The following is an 18,187-nucleotide window of genomic DNA, read 5'->3' as shown; positions in this document are numbered from 1 at the left end:
ATTCATCAGGCCCATAAATTATAGAGCACAAAAAGCAGGGCGTCCTCATTTAGAAAGAGGACGGCCTGCTTTTTTACAGACGCTTGCTTGATAGCAGCAATTATTGAGGGGTCAGCTTTTCAAGAGCCGCTTGAGGAACGTCTTCTTCAGAAACTTCTTTCCAGCTTATAACGCCTTTGTTTGGATTGACCAATAGTTTCAAATAGGCGCCTTCTTTCAAAGGAGCGGAACGGTGTTCATTCATTTTGACCGTTTTGACGTCACCAGAGGCGCTGTAGGCTGTTTGTGTATAACGATAGATGTTTTCAACGACCCCCTCGTCACTGACTTCGGTATCGTGTTCCCCCGCATCGTTGATAACTGTATAATAGTCACTTCCACCATAGTAATAGTCATAAGTAAGGAAGCAGCCGCCAAGAAAAATTGCTGTAAAAACCAGCGCTGCAATGATTTTCTTCACATTTCTCACCTCATCTTCTATTATTCATAAAAACCAGGCTTACGTCCAATGGATCACAAAAAGCAAAGAAATTCTTAGGGATTAGCTGCCGAGACCTCTTGCTTGACTTTGACTAATTTTGACCTATAATAAGGGTAGATTTAAACTTACAAAAAATAAGTTAATCCTTATCTCTTTGGAAGCGTAAATCGCAAAAATATGATTCGAGTCAACCAACGACTCAACTTTCTCTAGGAGGGAAACAATATGGCAAAACAACATTATGATCGTAGCAAACCCCATGTCAACATCGGAACGATTGGACACGTCGACCATGGGAAAACCACCTTGACTGCTGCAATTACCACAGTTCTTGGGAAAAAAGGGCTTGCCAATCCGCAAGATTACGCAAGTATCGACGCGGCTCCTGAGGAACGCGAACGTGGTATCACAATCAATACTGCTCATGTGGAATATGAAACGGAAAAACGGCACTATGCCCATATCGATGCACCGGGACACGCGGATTATGTGAAAAATATGATTACAGGGGCTGCTCAAATGGACGGCGCAATCTTGGTCGTATCAGCGACAGATGGCCCAATGCCACAAACACGGGAGCATATTTTGCTTTCTCGTCAAGTGGGTGTGAAACATTTGATCGTCTTTTTGAATAAAACGGACCTTGTCGATGATGACGAGTTGATCGATTTAGTTGAAATGGAAGTCAGAGAATTGCTGACTGAATATGATTTTCCTGGCGACGACATTCCTGTGATAAAAGGCTCTGCGTTAAAAGCCTTGGAAGGGGACCCAGATGCTGAAGCAGCGATCTTAACGCTGATGGATACAGTAGATGAATATATCCCAACGCCTGAACGAGATACTGACAAACCATTGTTGTTACCGATCGAAGATGTCTTTTCGATCACAGGACGGGGAACCGTTGCTTCTGGTCGGATCGATCGCGGCATGGTAAAAGTCGGGGATGAAGTAGAGATCGTCGGAATCAAACCTGAAACACAAAAAGCAGTCGTGACAGGGGTAGAAATGTTCCGCAAAACGATGGACTTCGGAGAAGCTGGCGATAACGTAGGGGTATTGTTACGGGGCATCACCCGTGATGAAATTGAACGTGGCCAAGTGTTAGCAAAACCAGGTTCTATCACACCGCATACGAAATTCCAAGCGGAAGTCTATGTGTTGACAAAAGAAGAAGGCGGTCGCCATACCCCATTCTTTAATAACTATCGCCCACAATTTTACTTCCGTACAACGGACGTAACTGGGAATATCGTTTTACCAGAAGGAACGGAAATGGTGATGCCTGGTGACAACGTAACGATCGATGTGGAATTGATCCATCCGATCGCTGTAGAAAATGGAACGACCTTCTCGATTCGTGAAGGTGGACGAACAGTCGGTTCTGGTATTGTCACCACGATCGAAAAATAATGATGAGTGAAACAGTGCTTCCTTTTGAAGAAGCGCTGTTTCCTTTTTCTTGTCGAAAGATCGCCAAACCCTCGGTCAGCTTAGGATTGCTTGTTTTTTTCTAAATAATCTTGTGATTTTATTAAGGATTTTTTAGGAGAGAAAAAATTCTAGTCAGCCCGTTCATTTCATAGTACGATAGATTCTGACTTAGAAAAGATGGGATGTATTTGATGAGAAAAATTCGACGTTTCCTAGGATTTATACTGAAGCTGGCCCTCGTGCTGTTGCTGATCGGGGCAGGGGTTTGGGTCTATCGAAACTATACGGCATTGAAAGCTGTCTATGCGTATGAAGAAGCAATCGCGCAACAGACGCAAGCCCACGACATCTCTGAATATCAGTCATTAGCCATGAGCATCATGCTGACGGAGTCAAAAGGACAAGGCAACGACCCGATGCAAAGTTCTGAAAGTGTTTATGGAAAACAAAATCAGTTCGATACGCCAGAACAAAGCATCGAACAAGGTGTTTCCTATTTAGCCGAGTTGATTGAAAAAGCCGAGCAAATGAACTGTGATCTTTGGACCGCCGTACAGGCGTATAATTTTGGTACAGATTATATTGATTATGTCGCTGCCCGAGGGGGAGTGAACACCTTAGAGCTAGCAGAAACATATTCCAGAGAGGTTTTATCTCCATTGTTAGGCAATGATACGGAACAAACCTATCGTTACTGGGGCATCCAATCCGTTTTTTATAATGGTGGTCACCTGTATCATAACGGCGGCAATTTATTCTACGCTGATTTAATAAAAATGAATCAATGGAAGATCAATGTTACGGCGCGTTTCTTTTCATAAGCGTTGGAAAATAAGTGAAACAAAAAAGCTTGAAATACAAATAAAATATGGTAAAATCATTATGAGTGATTCTGTCTAATTATTCTTCGCACTGATATCTATTAGTGCGTTTTTTTACCTAGTAAACCAATGAATACTTACCAAATGGAGGTGAGTGGATGGCACGAATTCCTCAAACGGTCATTGACGACATTCGCGAACGTAGCAATATCGTCGATATCGTGGGACAGTATGTCCAGTTAAAGAAGTCTGGAAAAAATTATTTTGGTTTGTGTCCGTTCCATAATGAAAAATCACCTTCTTTTTCCGTTGCAGAGGACAAACAAATTTTTCATTGCTTTGGTTGTGGTCGTGGTGGAAATGTGTATGGTTTCTTACAGGAGCTTGAAGGGATCAGTTTTCCAGAAGCAGTCGTCAAAGTAGCAGAAATGAACGATATTCCTCTTGATCCGCAATATCAGCAGTCTGAAGGCATCAATGAAGCGACCTCACAAACGAGTCAATTGATTGCGTTACATGAAAAAGCCGCCGAAGTCTATCATCACATGTTGGTGAATACAGCTGCTGGACAAGAAGCGCTTGACTATTTATTAGATCGTGGATTGACGATGGCACTGATCGAAGAGTTCAATATTGGCTTTGCACCGAATGAACGCTCGTTTTTGGAGAAAGTTTTTTTGAATGAAAAAGCCAAAGCAGAGTTTTTTCCTGATACAGGACTCTTTGTTCAGCGCAACGATGGCTCACTGGCGGATCGCTTTTACCAGCGAATCATGTTTCCGATCCGCAATCCTCAGGGGAAAACGATTGGTTTTTCTGGTCGGTGGTTAGCAAGCGAAAAAGTCGGTGATCAAGACCAACCAAAATATTTAAATAGTCCTGAAACGATTCTTTTCAATAAACGCGAGGTTCTTTTCAACTTTGACAAAGCGCGACGAGCGATGCGTAAAGATGGCCAAGTGTATTTATTTGAAGGATTTATGGACGTGATCGCCGCTTGGCAAGCAGGGATCGAAAATGGGATCGCCTCGATGGGGACCAGCCTGACCAATCAGCAGATCGCTCACATCGAGCGAGTGGCACAAGAAGTGATTCTTTGTTACGATGGAGATAGTGCAGGGGTTGAAGCCACGAACCGTGGGATCGATCTTTTGCAAAACAATAGCCGCTTGAAATTATCTGTGGTTCGAGTGCCGGAACGGATGGACCCAGATGACTATTTGCGCAAATATGGGACAGAAGCTTTTTATAAATTAGCTGTACATGGGAAAGAAACCGTCTTTGCTTTCAAAATGGATTACCATCGAGCAAATCGAAATTTGGCCAATGAGAAAGAGCAGCTAGATTATGTCCAAGTCGTTTTAAAGGAATTACAGCGGGTGGATTCTTTGCTGGAGCAAGACCGTTATTTGACTCAGTTGTCCACAGAGTTCAACTTGAGCCGTGAGACCTTGCAGCAGCAGCTCAAGCAAAACCGGCAAGAGCAGCAGCCGCGGCAAGATGCACCGCCGCCAGCGCCAACAACCAATCCTATGGTCTTTACGCCGCCTACGCGGCAGCAGCCCAAAACACAGGTAGAAAAAGCACAAGAATTATTATTGTACCGTTTGTTTCATGACAGTACGTTAAACCATCGCTTTCGAGCGAGTGGCATATCCTTTATCCATGATCGTTACCAACAGCTTTATCTGCTGTTTGATGCGTATATGGAAACAGAAGAACACTTTGTTTTAGCAAAGTTCTTAGATTTTTTAAAAGAAGATTCAATGAAAAAAATGGTGATCGATATTGCAGATCTTAAAGCTTCTGAGGAAGGGACTGAACAAGAATTTCAGGACATTCTGCAGGTATTTCAAAAGTCGGGCATTGCTGAAGAAATCAATCAAAAACGAATCCAGCAGCAAGAAGCAAGACAAAAAGGAAACCAGCAATTAGAACTTGAACTTGCGATCGAAATCATTGATTTGACCAAACGGTTGAAACAAGCTAAATAGCGAACTGAAAGGGGCTTTCTTTCATGGCAGAAGAAACAAAAAAAACGTATGACAAAGCAGTTGCCGAATACATCCGAGAAAACAAAACAAAGGGGCAAGTTGTTTACGATGACATTACGAATCGTTTAGCAACGCCGTATACTTTGGATGCTGATGCAATGGACAAATTAATTCAAAAACTGGAGGATTCAGGCATCAGTGTCGTGGATGAAAATGGAGAGCCTTCAGTCCATAGTCTAAAGAGCAATGAAAAACGACAAGAAACACAACCTCAAGAAGATCTGTCTGCACCAACTGGTGTGAAAATCAATGACCCCGTTCGGATGTACTTGAAAGAAATCGGTCGTGTGCCATTATTGACCGCAGAAGAAGAAGTGGCGCTCGCACTGAAAATCGAAGAAGGCGACCAAGAGGCAAAACAGCGTTTGGCAGAAGCCAACCTACGTTTGGTCGTTAGTATTGCCAAACGTTATGTGGGTCGAGGAATGCAATTCCTTGATTTGATCCAAGAAGGAAACATGGGCTTGATGAAAGCCGTTGAGAAATTCGACTACCGCAAAGGGTTCAAATTCTCGACGTATGCGACCTGGTGGATCCGTCAAGCGATCACCCGTGCGATCGCTGACCAAGCGCGAACCATTCGTATTCCTGTGCATATGGTGGAAACCATCAACAAATTGATCCGTATTCAACGGCAATTGCTGCAAGACTTAGGGCGCGAACCGACACCAGAAGAAATCGGCGCAGAAATGGATCTGCCGACGGAAAAAGTTCGTGAAATCTTGAAGATCGCTCAAGAACCTGTTTCATTAGAAACACCGATCGGTGAAGAAGACGATTCTCATCTAGGTGATTTTATTGAAGACCAAGATGCCACAAGTCCAGCAGAGCATGCGGCTTATGAGCTGTTGAAAGAGCAGCTAGAAGATGTACTGGATACGTTGACTGACCGTGAAGAAAACGTGCTGCGCTTGCGTTTCGGAATCGATGATGGTCGTACTCGGACATTAGAAGAAGTCGGAAAAGTCTTTGGGGTAACGAGAGAACGGATTCGTCAGATCGAAGCAAAAGCATTACGGAAACTACGCCATCCATCTCGTTCAAAACAATTGAAAGATTTCTTAGAATAATCAAGGTTTATCGACTTTCCAAAGGAACCCTTTGGAAAGTCTTTTTTATTCAGATTTTATCCTCTCGACACAAGATTGGTAAAGAACTTAATAAAAACGTAACCAAGCAAGTGTTGGCTAATTGCCAAGAATGTGATAAATTTAATTTTGTGCATCTGCATCAAAACGTAACAAACAACGAAGTGTCAAAAAAGACCCATTATTTGCTGGTCTAAAAAAAGAAGCAGTAGGTACAGCAAGCGTCTGATGAAAGAGGCGACTGCTTCATAAAAGGAAATGCAAAAAACAAAAGGAGTCAGTTTGAATCAATGAAGAAGACATGTCCTGAATGTGGATTTCAAGCAATAGAAGAAACACCCGTTTGTCCCAATTGCGGGTTCCAATGGAACCAGGCAAAGGAGAATGAACTGGAACCAACATCTGACTCTTCCGTTACGCCAGAAGAGCCACAGAATAAAAATGATGATATTCGCTGGTCAGACTTTAAAAACGTCCCGATCGGAAAAATGGAGGAGCACTTAGGTGATCGGCCATCCTCAAATGAAGAAACGATCGACCTCGCGCAGCAAGGGACTTTTTCCGATGAGCAACATGTAACCCCCACCTCAGCCTCTAAGAAAGAAGCTGAGGAAAAAACGGAAGTAGAAAGTTCTAGCGCAACGCAAGAGCATGCGACATCAGCCAGTGAGGAAGCAAGTGAAACCGATGCATTAAGTACGGAGGAACAGCATGACGCTGATATTTTGGCTGCTTATATCCGCCAACACAAACTTGATGAAGAAGAAAAAGCCGCTGCTCTAGAAGCAGAAGCCGCCACTGATGATTTGTCTGCTACTGAAGAAGAAAGTCAGGAACAAGCCAGTGAGGAACCTCTACTGATAAGCGAAGATGAACCAGTGACGGATCCAGTCATTGAAGAAGCGAAGAAGCAGCCAGAACCAGTGATCGATCCAATTCCTGAGCCGATCACCGCAGCGGATGAAGCACCGAAAAAGGCGACTACTGAAGAAAAAACGTCGACGCCTAGCGAAAAAAAGAAGAGTCCTCGCAAAGCACTCTATATTACAGCGGCTTGTTTATTAGTGGCAGCTGGTGGCGGTTGGGCGTATTACTATCAACAGCAGCAACAAGAAACAGCCCGAGAAACGCAACTGGCGCAGGAAAACCGTACACTCGATCAAATTGAAAATGAGCTGAATGATTTTTATACAAATGATGAACGAGTGTTCATTAAAAACGACAAAACATCAGAACAGCTGACGGCTGTGACGAATCAGTTGGCAGAGTTTCAAGACCATGAACGGTACGATGCCTTGTCACAAGAAGCTGCGACGATCGCTGACAAACTAGCAACTTTGACCGAGATCAACAGCTATTTTAGCAGTCCTGCCGTTGTGGAAGATCAATTGGAAGAAGTCTCATTGAAAGAAGCGGCTGCCGTCACAATGGCGAAGCGTGAGAACGGGGATGCCTTTGATGAGTTGATCAATCAAGCCATCGACATGGGACAAAAAGAGTTCAGTGCGATCGAGGAAGTTCAAAATGCGGTGAAGAGCATGGTGGCTTTAAGTGGTGATGGTGAAGCACCTGCAAGTGTCACCCGTGAGAACTACAATGCCTTGATGAAAAAAGTCCAAGCTTTACCGATCGATTCATTGGTGGAAAGTCTCACTGCTGATCTGCGCAAAGTCGATACTGCGTTGACGAAGCGTGAAACCGCTACGCAAGAAGCAGCGGCACAACAACAAGCGGCCCAAGAAGCAGCACAAGCGGCGGCTTCTGAGAACAACGCTTCCGCTTCAAGCGGCGGTTCTACAAGCGCTGCGACGCCCGCACAAAGCACGTCTGAAGAAGAGTATGTGCTTTCGCCAAATACGCCAACAAATACCAATAATCAGCCAATTATTCCAGCCCGTCAAAGTGATTTGAATGATGTAAACAATAGCGCTTGGGTGTGGGCAGATGGTGTCCAAGAAAAAATCATCGCCACAGCGATTGCCCGTGGTTACGTGGTTGAAGGTGGTTATACTTTTGAACGCGTGCGGATCGTCAACGGCGAAGGCTATTACAATTTTTATGCGACAAATGCCCAAGGCAGCTTGCTTAAAGGAACGAATGATTCAGCGTTCCCGCTATACTTATTTACGGTAAACGCCAAAACTGGCTATTTCAGAGGCAATGGGAACGATCACACCGTTCGCTAAGTCTCATGAGTCACTAGAAAACTTTCAGAGTTATTACATGCACATGTGAAAAACACTTGTTTCCCCTCCCTGTTTTCGATATGATGAAAGATAATCGTTCAAACAGGGAGGGTTTTTTGTGCAGAAAATAGAAAGATATGATCGCTTTGAAGATGGGGTCATTGCTTGTGTACCAACGATTCTTGGGTACTTAGGGATTGGTTTTGCGATGGGGGTCGTGGGAAAAGGCGTTGGGTTGTCGATTCTTGAAATTATTTTAATGTCTATTATTGTCTATGCAGGCAGTGCTCAATTTATTATTTGTGCATTACTCGCGATTCAAGCACCGTTCATGACGATCGTCGCAACCGTCTTTTTAGTGAATTTACGACATTTCTTAATGAGCTTATCAGTGGCTTCCTATTTTAAAAAGACTCCTTTGCTTTCTGCTATCGGGATTGGGACGCTTTTGACTGATGAGTCCTATGGCGTTTTGACGACGGCACTGCAACAAGACAAACCAGTCACAGCGAAATGGACCCATGGGTTGAACGTGATGGCGTATTTGAGTTGGATCTTCGCAACCTTTTTGGGCGGACTATTAGGCTCGTTTATTCCAGATCCAGAAGCGTTAGGCTTAGATTTTGCCTTGGTAGCCATGTTTGTTGGTCTTTTTTTATTTCAAGTAGAGCGACCCCTCAAGAAGAAAACCCAGCAAACGCTCTTAGTACTCGGGGCAGTTGTGGGGACATTGATTTTATTTATGCGTTTTTCTACTGCTGAGATCGCGGTAATAGCTGCGACCTTGGCAGGATGTTTGGTTGGGACGGTGACACATCATGACTAATTTTGTTATACTAATGCTAGCATGTGGGTTGGTTACTTGGATTCCGCGAATCGTTCCTTTTTTATTTTCTAAAAAGCTCGTATTTCCAAAACCTTTCACCATCTTTTTGAGTTACTTGCCGTTGTGTATTTTGGCGGCATTGTTGGTTCAAAATTTGCTGATCTTTCGAGTAGGGCAATTTCCCATCTTGAAAGTCAAAGAAACTGTTGCCTGTATCCCAGCATTGTTGGTGGGGTATTATACAAAAGATTTGATGAAGATCGTTATCACAGGCGTTATTGCTATGGCACTGCTGCGTTTCTTTTTCTAGCAACGGGCAGTTTTTATGAAGAAGGAGAGAATAGATGAAAGACTTATTAGCATCCGTATTTAGCGGATTGATCATTGATGAAAATGAACAGAATTATTTTGTTCAAAAAGGCGGGGTTACCTTCCGACTAGCCAAGGAAGAAGGCGAACATCATTTAGGTGAAGCCGTCGAAGGGTTTGGCTATCAAAACCAAAAGCAAGAAAATGTGCTCACTACGAATATTCCGAAAAGCCGCAAAGGGCATTATGCCTTTGGTACAGTCACAGGAAGCCGTCGCGACTTAGGCGTTTTCGTCGATATCGGTTTAAAAGACAAGGACATGGTGGTTTCATTAGATGAATTGCCAACAATGCGGGAACTTTGGCCCAAAAAAGGCGATCGTTTGATGGTCAGCTTGCGCGTCGACGACAAAGAGCGTATATGGGCTTCGTTAGCAGATGAGAAAATCTTCAAGGCACTGAGTAAGAATGGTACGGAACAGATGAAGAATCAAGATGTTACAGGTACCGTGTATCGCTTAAAACTAGCGGGAACCTACTTATTGACGGATGATTTTTATATTGGCTTCGTCCACCCATCAGAGCGCTATCAAGAGCCGCGTCTTGGGGAAGTTGTTAAAGGACGAGTGATCGGGGTTCGTCCAGATGGGGTCTTGAACCTTTCGTTGAAACCAAGAGCCCACGAGGCGATTTCAAATGATGCCGCCATGGTCCTAACCTTTTTAGAACGAGCACCAGAAAATAAAATTCCTTTTACCGATAAATCAGCACCAGAAGAGATTTTACAAACGTTTGGTATTAGTAAAGGCCAATTTAAACGGGCGTTAGGAACCTTGATGAAACAGCGTTTGATTGAGCAAAAAGATGGCTTTACGATTCTTGTTAAAAAACCTAATTGAGAATACTTGTTTCTTTTGCTGTTCTAATTTATAATGATTACAATGTTTGTCTTGGGTGATTCTCACTCAAATTAGAATCGTTATAAATTAGCGGCATACGGAGGCAACTATGAACACAACAGCAGCGTTAAAAAAGACCAAGAAACAATTGCACGAGTCGGGGTTCAAATTAACTCCTCAGCGAGAAGCGACGTTGTTGGTCTTATTAGAAAATGAGAAAGATCATTTATCCGCCGAAGAGATTTTCTTCTTTGTGCGTAAAAAAAATTCTGAGATTGGCTTAGCAACCGTCTATCGAACATTGGAGATTTTGACGGATTTGAAAATCGTCGATAAAGTCAGCTTTAATGACGGTGTCGCTCGTTATGATCTACGTAAAGAAGGCGCCAAACATTTCCATCATCACTTGTTGTGTTTGGAATGCGGCAATATTGAAGAGGTTGAAGAGGATCTGTTGGGCACAGTCGAAGAGATCGTCGAACAAAAGTACCATTTTTTAGTAAAGGATCATCGGTTGACATTTCATGGTGTCTGCCAAAAATGCCAAAACAAAGCCTAGTGTCTGTAGCTGGGTAATTTGAAAAAAATTTGTTATCACCCGAATGATAGTCAGATGGTTTCAATAGGAAGAGTGTCCTTTTTTCCGATTTGAAAGAAACCAAAAAATCTGCTATGATTCGGGTGTTTCCTTGGGCAAAAGATACGGGTAAATGCCTCTTTTTTTGTTGGCAAGCTACTATCTAAACGAGCCAGAATTTGATATGATAAAAAAGCTGAAAGTAGAGGAAGCCCCATGAACGAACAAATTATTGATTATCTTCATTATTTGACCATTGAGCGCGGGCTATCCCAAAATACCCGTGCCAGCTACCAGCGGGATCTGCAACAGTATCTTGCGTTTTTACAAAAAAAACAAGTGACGCAGTGGCAACAGATCGACCGAGTGATCGTTTTGTCTTTTTTGCAAAGTCTGCAAGAGGCGGGAAAATCCTCGGCAACCGTGATTCGGATGGTTTCCAGTTTGCGAAGATTCCATCAATATTTGCGTCAAGAACGGTTGACAGATCATGATCCGATGCAGCATATTGATTCGCCGAAAAAACAGCAGAAGCTACCTGACACTTTGAGTTTGCAGGAAGTGGAGCGCTTGATCGAAACACCAGATACTCGAGCGGTGTTGGGCATTCGCGATCGAGCGATTTTGGAAGTGATGTATGCGACAGGTTTGCGCGTCAGCGAGTTGATCGGTTTGAAATTGAATGATTTGCATTTAAGTATGGGCTTGTTGCAAACAACCGGGAAAGGCGACAAAGAACGGATCGTCCCATTAGGGGATCTAGCGATTCAATGGATCGAAACGTATCTCAGCGATGCACGTCCGTATTTGACGAGAAAAACACCGGATGAAAGCCACCTGTTTGTAAACAACCATGGCAGGCAGCTGTCTCGTCAAGGAATCTGGAAAAATTTAAAAGCCTTGGTTCGACAAGCTGGGATCACCAAAAATGTGACTCCCCATACGTTGCGCCATAGTTTTGCGACCCATCTATTAGAAAACGGGGCAGATCTGCGAACGGTTCAAGAGCTGTTAGGACACGCAGATATCTCGACCACTCAGATTTACACGCATATAACGAAGAAACGGATGACGGAAGTGTACAAGCAGCACTTTCCGCGCGCCTAGAAATCGAGGATGGAATGGAAGAAATCAAAATAAAATTAGCTGTCTTTGAAGGACCGTTGGATTTGCTGCTTCATTTGATCAAAAAACTGGAAATCGATGTTTATGACATTCCAGTTGCAACCATCACCGAACAATACATGCAGTATATCCATGCCATGAAAATTTTAGAATTAGAAGTCGCTGGTGAATATTTAGTCATGGCGGCAACTCTGATGGCGATCAAAAGCCAGATGCTGTTACCGAAACAAGAGCTGATTGCTGAAGTGGAAGAGTACGAAGAAGATCCACGGGATATGCTGGTGGCACAGCTGCTAGAATACCGCAAATTTAAGTATGCAGCCGAGCAGCTTTCCGAAAAAGCGGAAGAGCGAAGTTTGTATTATACGAAAGATCCGATGGATGTCGATGAATACAAAGAGGAAGAAGATCAGTTAAGAGCCAATCAATTCAATACGATCGATCTCTTTTTGGCTTTTCAAAAAATGATCGAGAAAAAGAAAAATCGCCAAGTACTAGAAACCAAAATTTCTCCTGATGAAAGCACCATCGATGAAAAGATGGCGGCGATTCAGCTGGAGATGCAACATGTCAGTGCTAAAAAAGGCCGCAGCTTTGATTCGTTTTTTACGACCTACAATAAAACAGAAGTTGTGGTAACTTTTATGGCACTGTTAGAATTAATGAAAAAAGGAACGATTCGAGTAGAGCAAACAGACAATTATGCGTCGATTCTGCTCTATCCAACAGGTAAAGAAGATGAGTAAATATAGTGAATTAGAAGCGATCTTATTCGTCGTCGGTGATGAGGGGATCGGTCTTGAAGAATTGAGTTACTTAGTCAAAAGCAATACTGCCAGTGTCTATCAGCATTTGCAGGAACTAAATCAGCAATATGAAGAAAATGAACATACTGCGTTGCATATTCTTGAAGTGGGCAATCATTTCATTTTGACCACCAAGAAACAATTTGCCCCTTTATTGAAGAAATATGCTGAATCACCGATGGGCAGCTCGTTGTCTCAGGCCGCTTTAGAAACGTTGTCGATCATTGCTTACAAGCAGCCGATCACTCGGATGGAAGTAGAAGAGATCCGCGGCGTCCAATCTAGCGGATCGGTTCAAAAATTGGTGGCAAAACGACTGATTGAAGAAAAAGGCCGCGTTGACGGACCAGGACGAGCGATCCTATATGGTACGACGGAATACTTTATGGATTATTTTGGCTTAAAAAGTTTGGCTGAATTACCCGATATCCAATCCATGGAAGATGAACTTGAAGAAGATGCACCGTTTGATCTTTTTTACGACCGCTACAAACAAGCAGAAACAGAAGGAGAATGAAGATGGAACGTTTGCAAAAAGTGATTGCCCATGCTGGCATCACCTCAAGAAGAAAAGCTGAAGGATTGATAACTGAAGGCCGAGTGCGTGTCAACGGGCAAGTGATCAAAGAATTAGGGGTCCAAGTTAGCTCAAAAGATGTTGTTGAAGTCGATGGTGTACCAATCGAACAAGAACAACACGTCTATTATCTATTCTACAAACCTCGTGGTGTGATCTCAGCTGTAACGGATGATAAAAAGCGCAAAGTCGTTTTGGATTATTTTGCTGAAGTTCCTGAACGGGTGTATCCCGTCGGGCGCTTGGACTATGATACCTCTGGTTTGTTATTGCTGACAAATGATGGGGAATTGTCACAGACACTGATGCATCCGAAACACGAAGTCGACAAAGTGTACGTTGCCAAAGTCAAAGGGATTGCGGATAAAAAGCAGCTGCTCCCATTGACAAAAGGGATTCGGATCGAAGGCCGTAAGACGGCACCTGCTCGCTTTGAGATCTTGTCGACAGATCAAACAGCGCAATCTAGTATTGTGCAATTGACGATCCACGAAGGACGCAACCATCAAGTCAAAAATATGTTAAAAGCAGTTGGTTTGCCTGTGCAAAAATTAAAACGGGAAAATTATGGTCCGTTAGATTTGAAAGGTCTTCGTCCAGGGGAATACCGAGAGCTGACGAAGAAGGAAGTCAGCCAGCTGAAAAACAGTGCAAAATAATTGAAAAGTATCTGAAAACGTAACTATTGTTAATTTTTAGATTTTGTGTATAATAGAACATGTAATAAATAGAATAAAGGTTCGTCTTCAGGGGCAGGGTGCAATTCCCGACCGGTGGTTATAGTCCACGACCTATTTCTTCGGAAATAGCTGAATCGGTGAAATTCCGATACCGACAGTACAGTCTGGATAAAGAAGATAGAGCGTATTTGATTTGCTTATGGCTATTTCGAATACCCTCTTTTTTCCCTGTGGAAAAAAGAGGGTATTTTTTGTCTGGCGCCGACAAGAAAGCCGAGGAAATTTAATAGGTTCGTTTGAAGAGGAATCCTGAACTTAGGAGGATTTATACTGATGAACAACAAAACAAGAAAAATGGTGACGATCGCCATGTGTGCTGCTATGGGAACAATTTTGCAATTTATCGCTTTTCCGATTTTCCCAGCATTCAGCTTTTTAAAGATCGATTTTAGTGATATTCCCGTGATGATCATGATGTTTTTATTTGGTCCTTGGAGCGGGGTATTGACTGCTTTCATTCGTTCGGTGCTGCATTTGTTCTTATCTGGTTTTTCACCTGCTGATATGGTGGGGGATACGGCAAGCTTTTTAGCATCATGTGCCTTTACTTTGCCAATGTACTACTTTTTCCGCAAAGGTATTCACACCAAAAACAAAATGGTTGGTGTCATCAGCGGTATCTTGTCGGTAACGATTTTTATGAGTGTGGCGAACCTATTTGTGATCACACCGCTTTACCTGCGCTTTTTCGGGGTCACAGCCGATCAATTTTTAGGAATGTCTTTGCCGCAATATGTGGCGATCGGGATCTTACCTTTCAATTTGGTCAAAGGCGCAATCGTCAGTGCCGTCTTTTTAGCACTTCACGCCAAACTGCTGCCATGGTTGGCTCGTAAGCAGCCCCATCATTCTGCTATAGGAAAATAAAAAAATGAGCCGACTTGCTGTTGCAGACGAAAGGTCTGTCAATGGCAAGTCGGCTTTTTTTATTTTTCCATGATAATCGCACGGGTAGGGCATTTGCGATAAGCAGTTTTGACTTTTTCTTGTTGGTCTTCTATGATAAACTGTTGCCGAGCATTTGGTTCTTGGGCAAATAAAACGATCCCGTCTTCATCATAATCGAAGATCTCGGGGGCATAGATCGCACATAGGCCACAAGCAATGCAGCGCTCAGGAATAATTTTACAGCGTTGTGACATTTTTTAGTCCTTTCTGGAGGGGAAATATGGATTCTTTTATTTTAGCGCTGTTTTCTGATACTGACAAGCTGCGCCCATCAACACTTTATCAAATTCTCATTGGTAAGCGTACTAGCTCTGTCTTGAGTTATGCCTTTTTTTATGATCGCTTAGGTCTCTTTCAATCGTTGCCCCAGTTGAATGAGAAAGCGTATCAACAAACGCTCGCTGACTTGATCCAACGAGGGGCTCTAAGTCGAGATTCAGATGGTCTGCTGCTCAAAACAACCGCTATAAACAGCCAGCAGCCAGGTGAACGATTGTTGCGTTATGCGAATTACTTTCGTTATGGACGAACGACGGAGGAGGCTTGGCGTTTTGTTCGACTGCTGGTTCAAGCAGCTGCGTATCAAGGCGTGACCAATCAGTATATTCCCGTTGAAAACACGCCACTCTATACAGAACCTGTCCGTCAGCTGATCCGTCACAATCCTGACATCAAAAAGTGCCTGTATCAAGAGCTATCAGCAATTTTTGACCAGCTTCCCGCAGAAGTGGCAGATTTTTTAGCGGGCACCTTATCGGGTCCAGATATTCTAGGGCAGGCGTTTTTTCAGCTTTTACCAGAAAATGTTCAAAGTAAGCCTTGGGACACTCTTTATGTAGGAGCTTCGATCCATCAATTTTTAACCTTGATCGAAAAAACGCCCCAGACGATCCTGTTTCGAGGATTGTCGCCTTTTCTAAAGAGAAATTTAAACCAAAGCATGGTGGAAAGCCGAGCATTGTTTTTGCGAGGCGATTCTGTCGAGCAGATTATGGAAAAAAGAAGGATCAAACGAGGAACTGTTAATGATCATTTGATTGAGTGGGCATTGCTTGATCCAACGTTTCCTTTTCAGCGCTTTGATACAGCGTTGCTGAAAAAGCTGCCAGAAGCTTCTTGGAAAAATAGCTATCAAGAATTACAGGCGCTTCTTACGACTGATTTTTTGACGATTCGTTTGTTACAGATTGCTCAGAAGCGGGGGATTCGATGTTAGAAGATGCACTGAATCAGTATTTTGGTTTCAAAACATTCCGCCAAGGACAAAAAGAAGTCATCGAAAGTGTTTTAGCACAGCAAGATACGTTAGCGATTCTGCCTACTGGGAATGGCAAAAGTCTGTGCTATCAGCTGCCAGGGTACCTAGTAGACGGGATCGTGATCATTATCTCGCCGTTAGTCTCTTTGATGGAAGATCAAGTCTACGGCTTACAAAAGCAAGGGGAAAAACACGCGATTGCGTTTAATAGTCAATTGGACCTTGCTGATCGCCAGTATGTGATGCAGCATTTGCAGAAGTACAAGTTTTTGTTTTTAAGTCCAGAAATGATCGTACAAGAAGCTGTTTTGCATCAATTGGAACAGGTTAAGATCGCCATGCTCGTGGTGGATGAAGCCCATTGTGTTTCGCAATGGGGCATTGATTTTCGACCAGAGTACTTGCAGCTTGGTGAAGTAAAGAAACGCTTGAAGGCACCCGTTACGTTAGCCTTGACGGCTACTGCAACAGCACAAGTGGAAGCAGATATACGGCAAGTATTATTAGCAAAGAACGCCAATGTCTACCGTTATTCGATGAACCGCAGCAATATCGGCTTGTTCGTAGAGCAAACGACAGACAAAGATGCGGCATTAGCAGACTATCTCAGCCGCTTAGGCGGGGCTGGGATCATCTACTGTTCCACAAGAAGCAAAGTCGAAGAAGTCTATAACAAACTGCGTCAGCGCTATTTGGTAGGCTATTATCATGGTGGTCTCGCGAGTGATCAAAGAAAAACGTTGCAGCAGCAGTTTTCTCAGAATAAATTAAAATTACTCGTTGCTACCAATGCGTTTGGGATGGGGATCAATAAGGAAGATATTCGCTTTGTGATCCATTATGATCTACCTGATTCGTTAGAGAATTACAGTCAAGAAATCGGGCGAGCTGGTCGTGACGGCAAACAAAGCAATGCGATTTTGCTTTATCAGGAACATGATGAGCAGATCCATTACTTCTTTCAGCGAGAAAATAAAGAAGAACGCCTTGCTTTAGAACGAACGGTTCAGGAGAAGAGGAAAGAACCCTTGACACCGTTGCAAGAAAAGTGGCAGCAAAAAATGAAAGAGTTGGGAACTTCCTTTTGGCTGGAAACATTAAAACGCAATGAACAGCAAAAACAAGAACAATTACAGAAAATGTTGGCTTATATTCATTTTACAGGTTGTCGCCGACAATTTTTACTGGCGCATTTCGGAGAGGAAGCCCAGGAGAATCCTTATTGTTGCGACAATGACGGGATCGAAATAGCGGGTGAAGAACAGCTGCCCGAGAAAAAGGAAGCCCATCATTGGCAGGAACGTTTAATAAAAATTTTTAAAGATATAAATTGAATCGTATTTTGTAGGACAGTTTTTATTTACCTATGGTATAATACATCGGAAGGAAACTAGGAGGGAATACGAGTGAGCAAGAAAGACAATGACTACAATTCAGAAAATCAAGAACCGTGGGAACAACCAATCTATGATACAGAATACGATGATTCTGCATCAAGATCCCAACAAAGAAAACAAAAGCGTGGGAATTCACTCTTTTTGACGATCGTTTTAGTTTTGCTTTTCTTGATCGTGGCAATTCCGGTTGGTGCCGGTATTTGGGTATTGAACCATAACAATGATGCCCCAACCACAGCAAGTTCGAGCAGTACTGTAGAAAGTACGACAGAGTCTTCAACAACCGAATCATCAACGACGGAATCATCCACTACGGAATCGACAAGTGAAACGAGTTCGTCAACAAGTGAATCAAGTTCTTCATCAAGTAGCAGTAGTTCTGCACCAGCTTCAACGACGCCATCAAGTAGTGAACCGGCGCAACAAGAAAACAATGCGGGACAAGAGAATACGCAAACTGATCAAGGTCAAGGCGCAACTGGTACCGAGGAATACACGACAGTCCAAGCTGGCGAAGGTCCTGAACAAGTGGCAGCCCGTACAGGCATCTCAGTTGAAACCCTATATCAATTAAATGGGATTGATCCAAACAACTACATGCTTTACCCTGGCGACACCTTACGAATTAAATAAAAAACCGCTTTGGCGGTTTTTTTTCTTG

Annotated in this window: 19 protein-coding genes and 1 riboswitch; of the genes, 17 read left to right on the top strand and 2 right to left on the bottom strand. The window is 43.2% G+C overall.

All coding sequences use genetic code 11. The features are described 5' to 3' along the window. Positions 1–100: 100 nt before the first annotated feature. Complete coding sequence (locus ACTW1R_RS11340) at positions 101–460, bottom strand: YxeA family protein (protein ID WP_144809609.1); 360 nt, start codon at positions 458–460, stop codon at positions 101–103. A gap of 246 nt (positions 461–706) precedes the next feature. On the opposite strand from ACTW1R_RS11340, the gene tuf reads away from it, so the two are divergent. From tuf to ACTW1R_RS11270, 14 genes are all read left to right on the top strand, one after another. Beyond that, on the top strand, positions 707–1,894 hold the full coding sequence (gene tuf / locus ACTW1R_RS11335) for an elongation factor Tu (RefSeq protein ID WP_005229289.1): 1,188 nt from the start codon (positions 707–709) through the stop codon (positions 1,892–1,894). Positions 1,895–2,106: 212 nt separating this feature from the next. After that, positions 2,107–2,736, top strand: coding sequence for a lysozyme family protein (locus ACTW1R_RS11330; protein ID WP_005229291.1), 630 nt, complete (start codon positions 2,107–2,109; stop codon positions 2,734–2,736). Between the two features lie 158 nt (positions 2,737–2,894). After that, positions 2,895–4,730, top strand: a complete 1,836-nt coding sequence (gene dnaG / locus ACTW1R_RS11325; RefSeq protein ID WP_060792343.1) for a DNA primase — start codon at positions 2,895–2,897, stop codon at positions 4,728–4,730. Between the two features lie 23 nt (positions 4,731–4,753). Beyond that, positions 4,754–5,860 (top strand): RNA polymerase sigma factor RpoD, encoded by a 1,107-nt coding sequence (gene rpoD, locus ACTW1R_RS11320; protein WP_005229298.1) that lies wholly within the window; start codon positions 4,754–4,756, stop codon positions 5,858–5,860. A gap of 308 nt (positions 5,861–6,168) precedes the next feature. Continuing rightward, positions 6,169–8,064 carry a cell division site-positioning protein MapZ family protein gene (locus ACTW1R_RS11315; protein ID WP_489927278.1) on the top strand — a complete coding sequence of 632 codons (1,896 nt, stop codon included), beginning with the start codon at positions 6,169–6,171 and terminating at the stop codon, positions 8,062–8,064. A gap of 118 nt (positions 8,065–8,182) precedes the next feature. Further along, positions 8,183–8,890 (top strand): AzlC family ABC transporter permease, encoded by a 708-nt coding sequence (locus tag ACTW1R_RS11310; RefSeq protein ID WP_081116294.1) that lies wholly within the window; start codon positions 8,183–8,185, stop codon positions 8,888–8,890. Continuing rightward, positions 8,883–9,200 (top strand): AzlD domain-containing protein, encoded by a 318-nt coding sequence (locus ACTW1R_RS11305; protein ID WP_128488649.1) that lies wholly within the window; start codon positions 8,883–8,885, stop codon positions 9,198–9,200. The genes ACTW1R_RS11310 and ACTW1R_RS11305 overlap by 8 nt, the downstream gene beginning before the upstream one ends. 34 nt (positions 9,201–9,234) lie before the next feature. After that, the gene (locus ACTW1R_RS11300) at positions 9,235–10,098 is read left to right on the top strand and encodes a CvfB family protein (RefSeq protein ID WP_015510077.1); all 864 of its coding nucleotides are present in this window, start codon (positions 9,235–9,237) and stop codon (positions 10,096–10,098) included. 109 nt (positions 10,099–10,207) lie between these two features. Then, a complete protein-coding gene (fur, locus tag ACTW1R_RS11295; RefSeq protein ID WP_015510076.1) occupies positions 10,208–10,657 on the top strand; it encodes a ferric iron uptake transcriptional regulator in 450 nt (149 codons plus the stop codon). A gap of 234 nt (positions 10,658–10,891) precedes the next feature. Next, positions 10,892–11,782 carry a site-specific tyrosine recombinase XerD gene (xerD, locus tag ACTW1R_RS11290; RefSeq protein WP_128488653.1) on the top strand — a complete coding sequence of 297 codons (891 nt, stop codon included), beginning with the start codon at positions 10,892–10,894 and terminating at the stop codon, positions 11,780–11,782. Between the two features lie 14 nt (positions 11,783–11,796). Next, on the top strand, positions 11,797–12,546 hold the full coding sequence (locus ACTW1R_RS11285; RefSeq protein ID WP_005229314.1) for a segregation/condensation protein A: 750 nt from the start codon (positions 11,797–11,799) through the stop codon (positions 12,544–12,546). Then, on the top strand, positions 12,539–13,123 hold the full coding sequence (gene scpB / locus ACTW1R_RS11280; RefSeq protein WP_005229316.1) for an SMC-Scp complex subunit ScpB: 585 nt from the start codon (positions 12,539–12,541) through the stop codon (positions 13,121–13,123). The genes ACTW1R_RS11285 and scpB overlap by 8 nt, the downstream gene beginning before the upstream one ends. Positions 13,124–13,125: 2 nt before the next feature. Further along, positions 13,126–13,842 carry a pseudouridine synthase gene (locus ACTW1R_RS11275; RefSeq protein ID WP_074536680.1) on the top strand — a complete coding sequence of 239 codons (717 nt, stop codon included), beginning with the start codon at positions 13,126–13,128 and terminating at the stop codon, positions 13,840–13,842. Between the two features lie 79 nt (positions 13,843–13,921). Beyond that, positions 13,922–14,046: riboswitch (FMN riboswitch) on the top strand. Between the two features lie 150 nt (positions 14,047–14,196). Further along, a complete protein-coding gene (locus ACTW1R_RS11270; protein WP_010749232.1) occupies positions 14,197–14,790 on the top strand; it encodes an ECF transporter S component in 594 nt (197 codons plus the stop codon). Between the two features lie 59 nt (positions 14,791–14,849). On the opposite strand, the gene ACTW1R_RS11265 is transcribed toward ACTW1R_RS11270, so the two are convergent. Further along, positions 14,850–15,065 carry a ferredoxin gene (locus ACTW1R_RS11265; protein WP_005229322.1) on the bottom strand — a complete coding sequence of 72 codons (216 nt, stop codon included), beginning with the start codon at positions 15,063–15,065 and terminating at the stop codon, positions 14,850–14,852. A 26-nt stretch (positions 15,066–15,091) separates the two neighbouring features. On the opposite strand from ACTW1R_RS11265, the gene ACTW1R_RS11260 reads away from it, so the two are divergent. From ACTW1R_RS11260 to ACTW1R_RS11250, 3 genes are all read left to right on the top strand, one after another. Then, positions 15,092–16,087, top strand: coding sequence for a helix-turn-helix domain-containing protein (locus ACTW1R_RS11260; RefSeq protein WP_271813306.1), 996 nt, complete (start codon positions 15,092–15,094; stop codon positions 16,085–16,087). Beyond that, positions 16,081–17,463 (top strand): RecQ family ATP-dependent DNA helicase, encoded by a 1,383-nt coding sequence (locus tag ACTW1R_RS11255; RefSeq protein ID WP_213335534.1) that lies wholly within the window; start codon positions 16,081–16,083, stop codon positions 17,461–17,463. The genes ACTW1R_RS11260 and ACTW1R_RS11255 overlap by 7 nt, the downstream gene beginning before the upstream one ends. A 72-nt stretch (positions 17,464–17,535) precedes the next feature. After that, entirely contained in the window at positions 17,536–18,159 is a 624-nt protein-coding gene (locus ACTW1R_RS11250) for a LysM peptidoglycan-binding domain-containing protein (protein WP_015510072.1), read from the top strand. The last annotated feature ends 28 nt before the right edge of the window (positions 18,160–18,187 follow it).

Source organism: Enterococcus sp. R12, from assembly GCF_058135755.1.
This window is presented reverse-complemented; position numbering and strand designations above follow the sequence as displayed.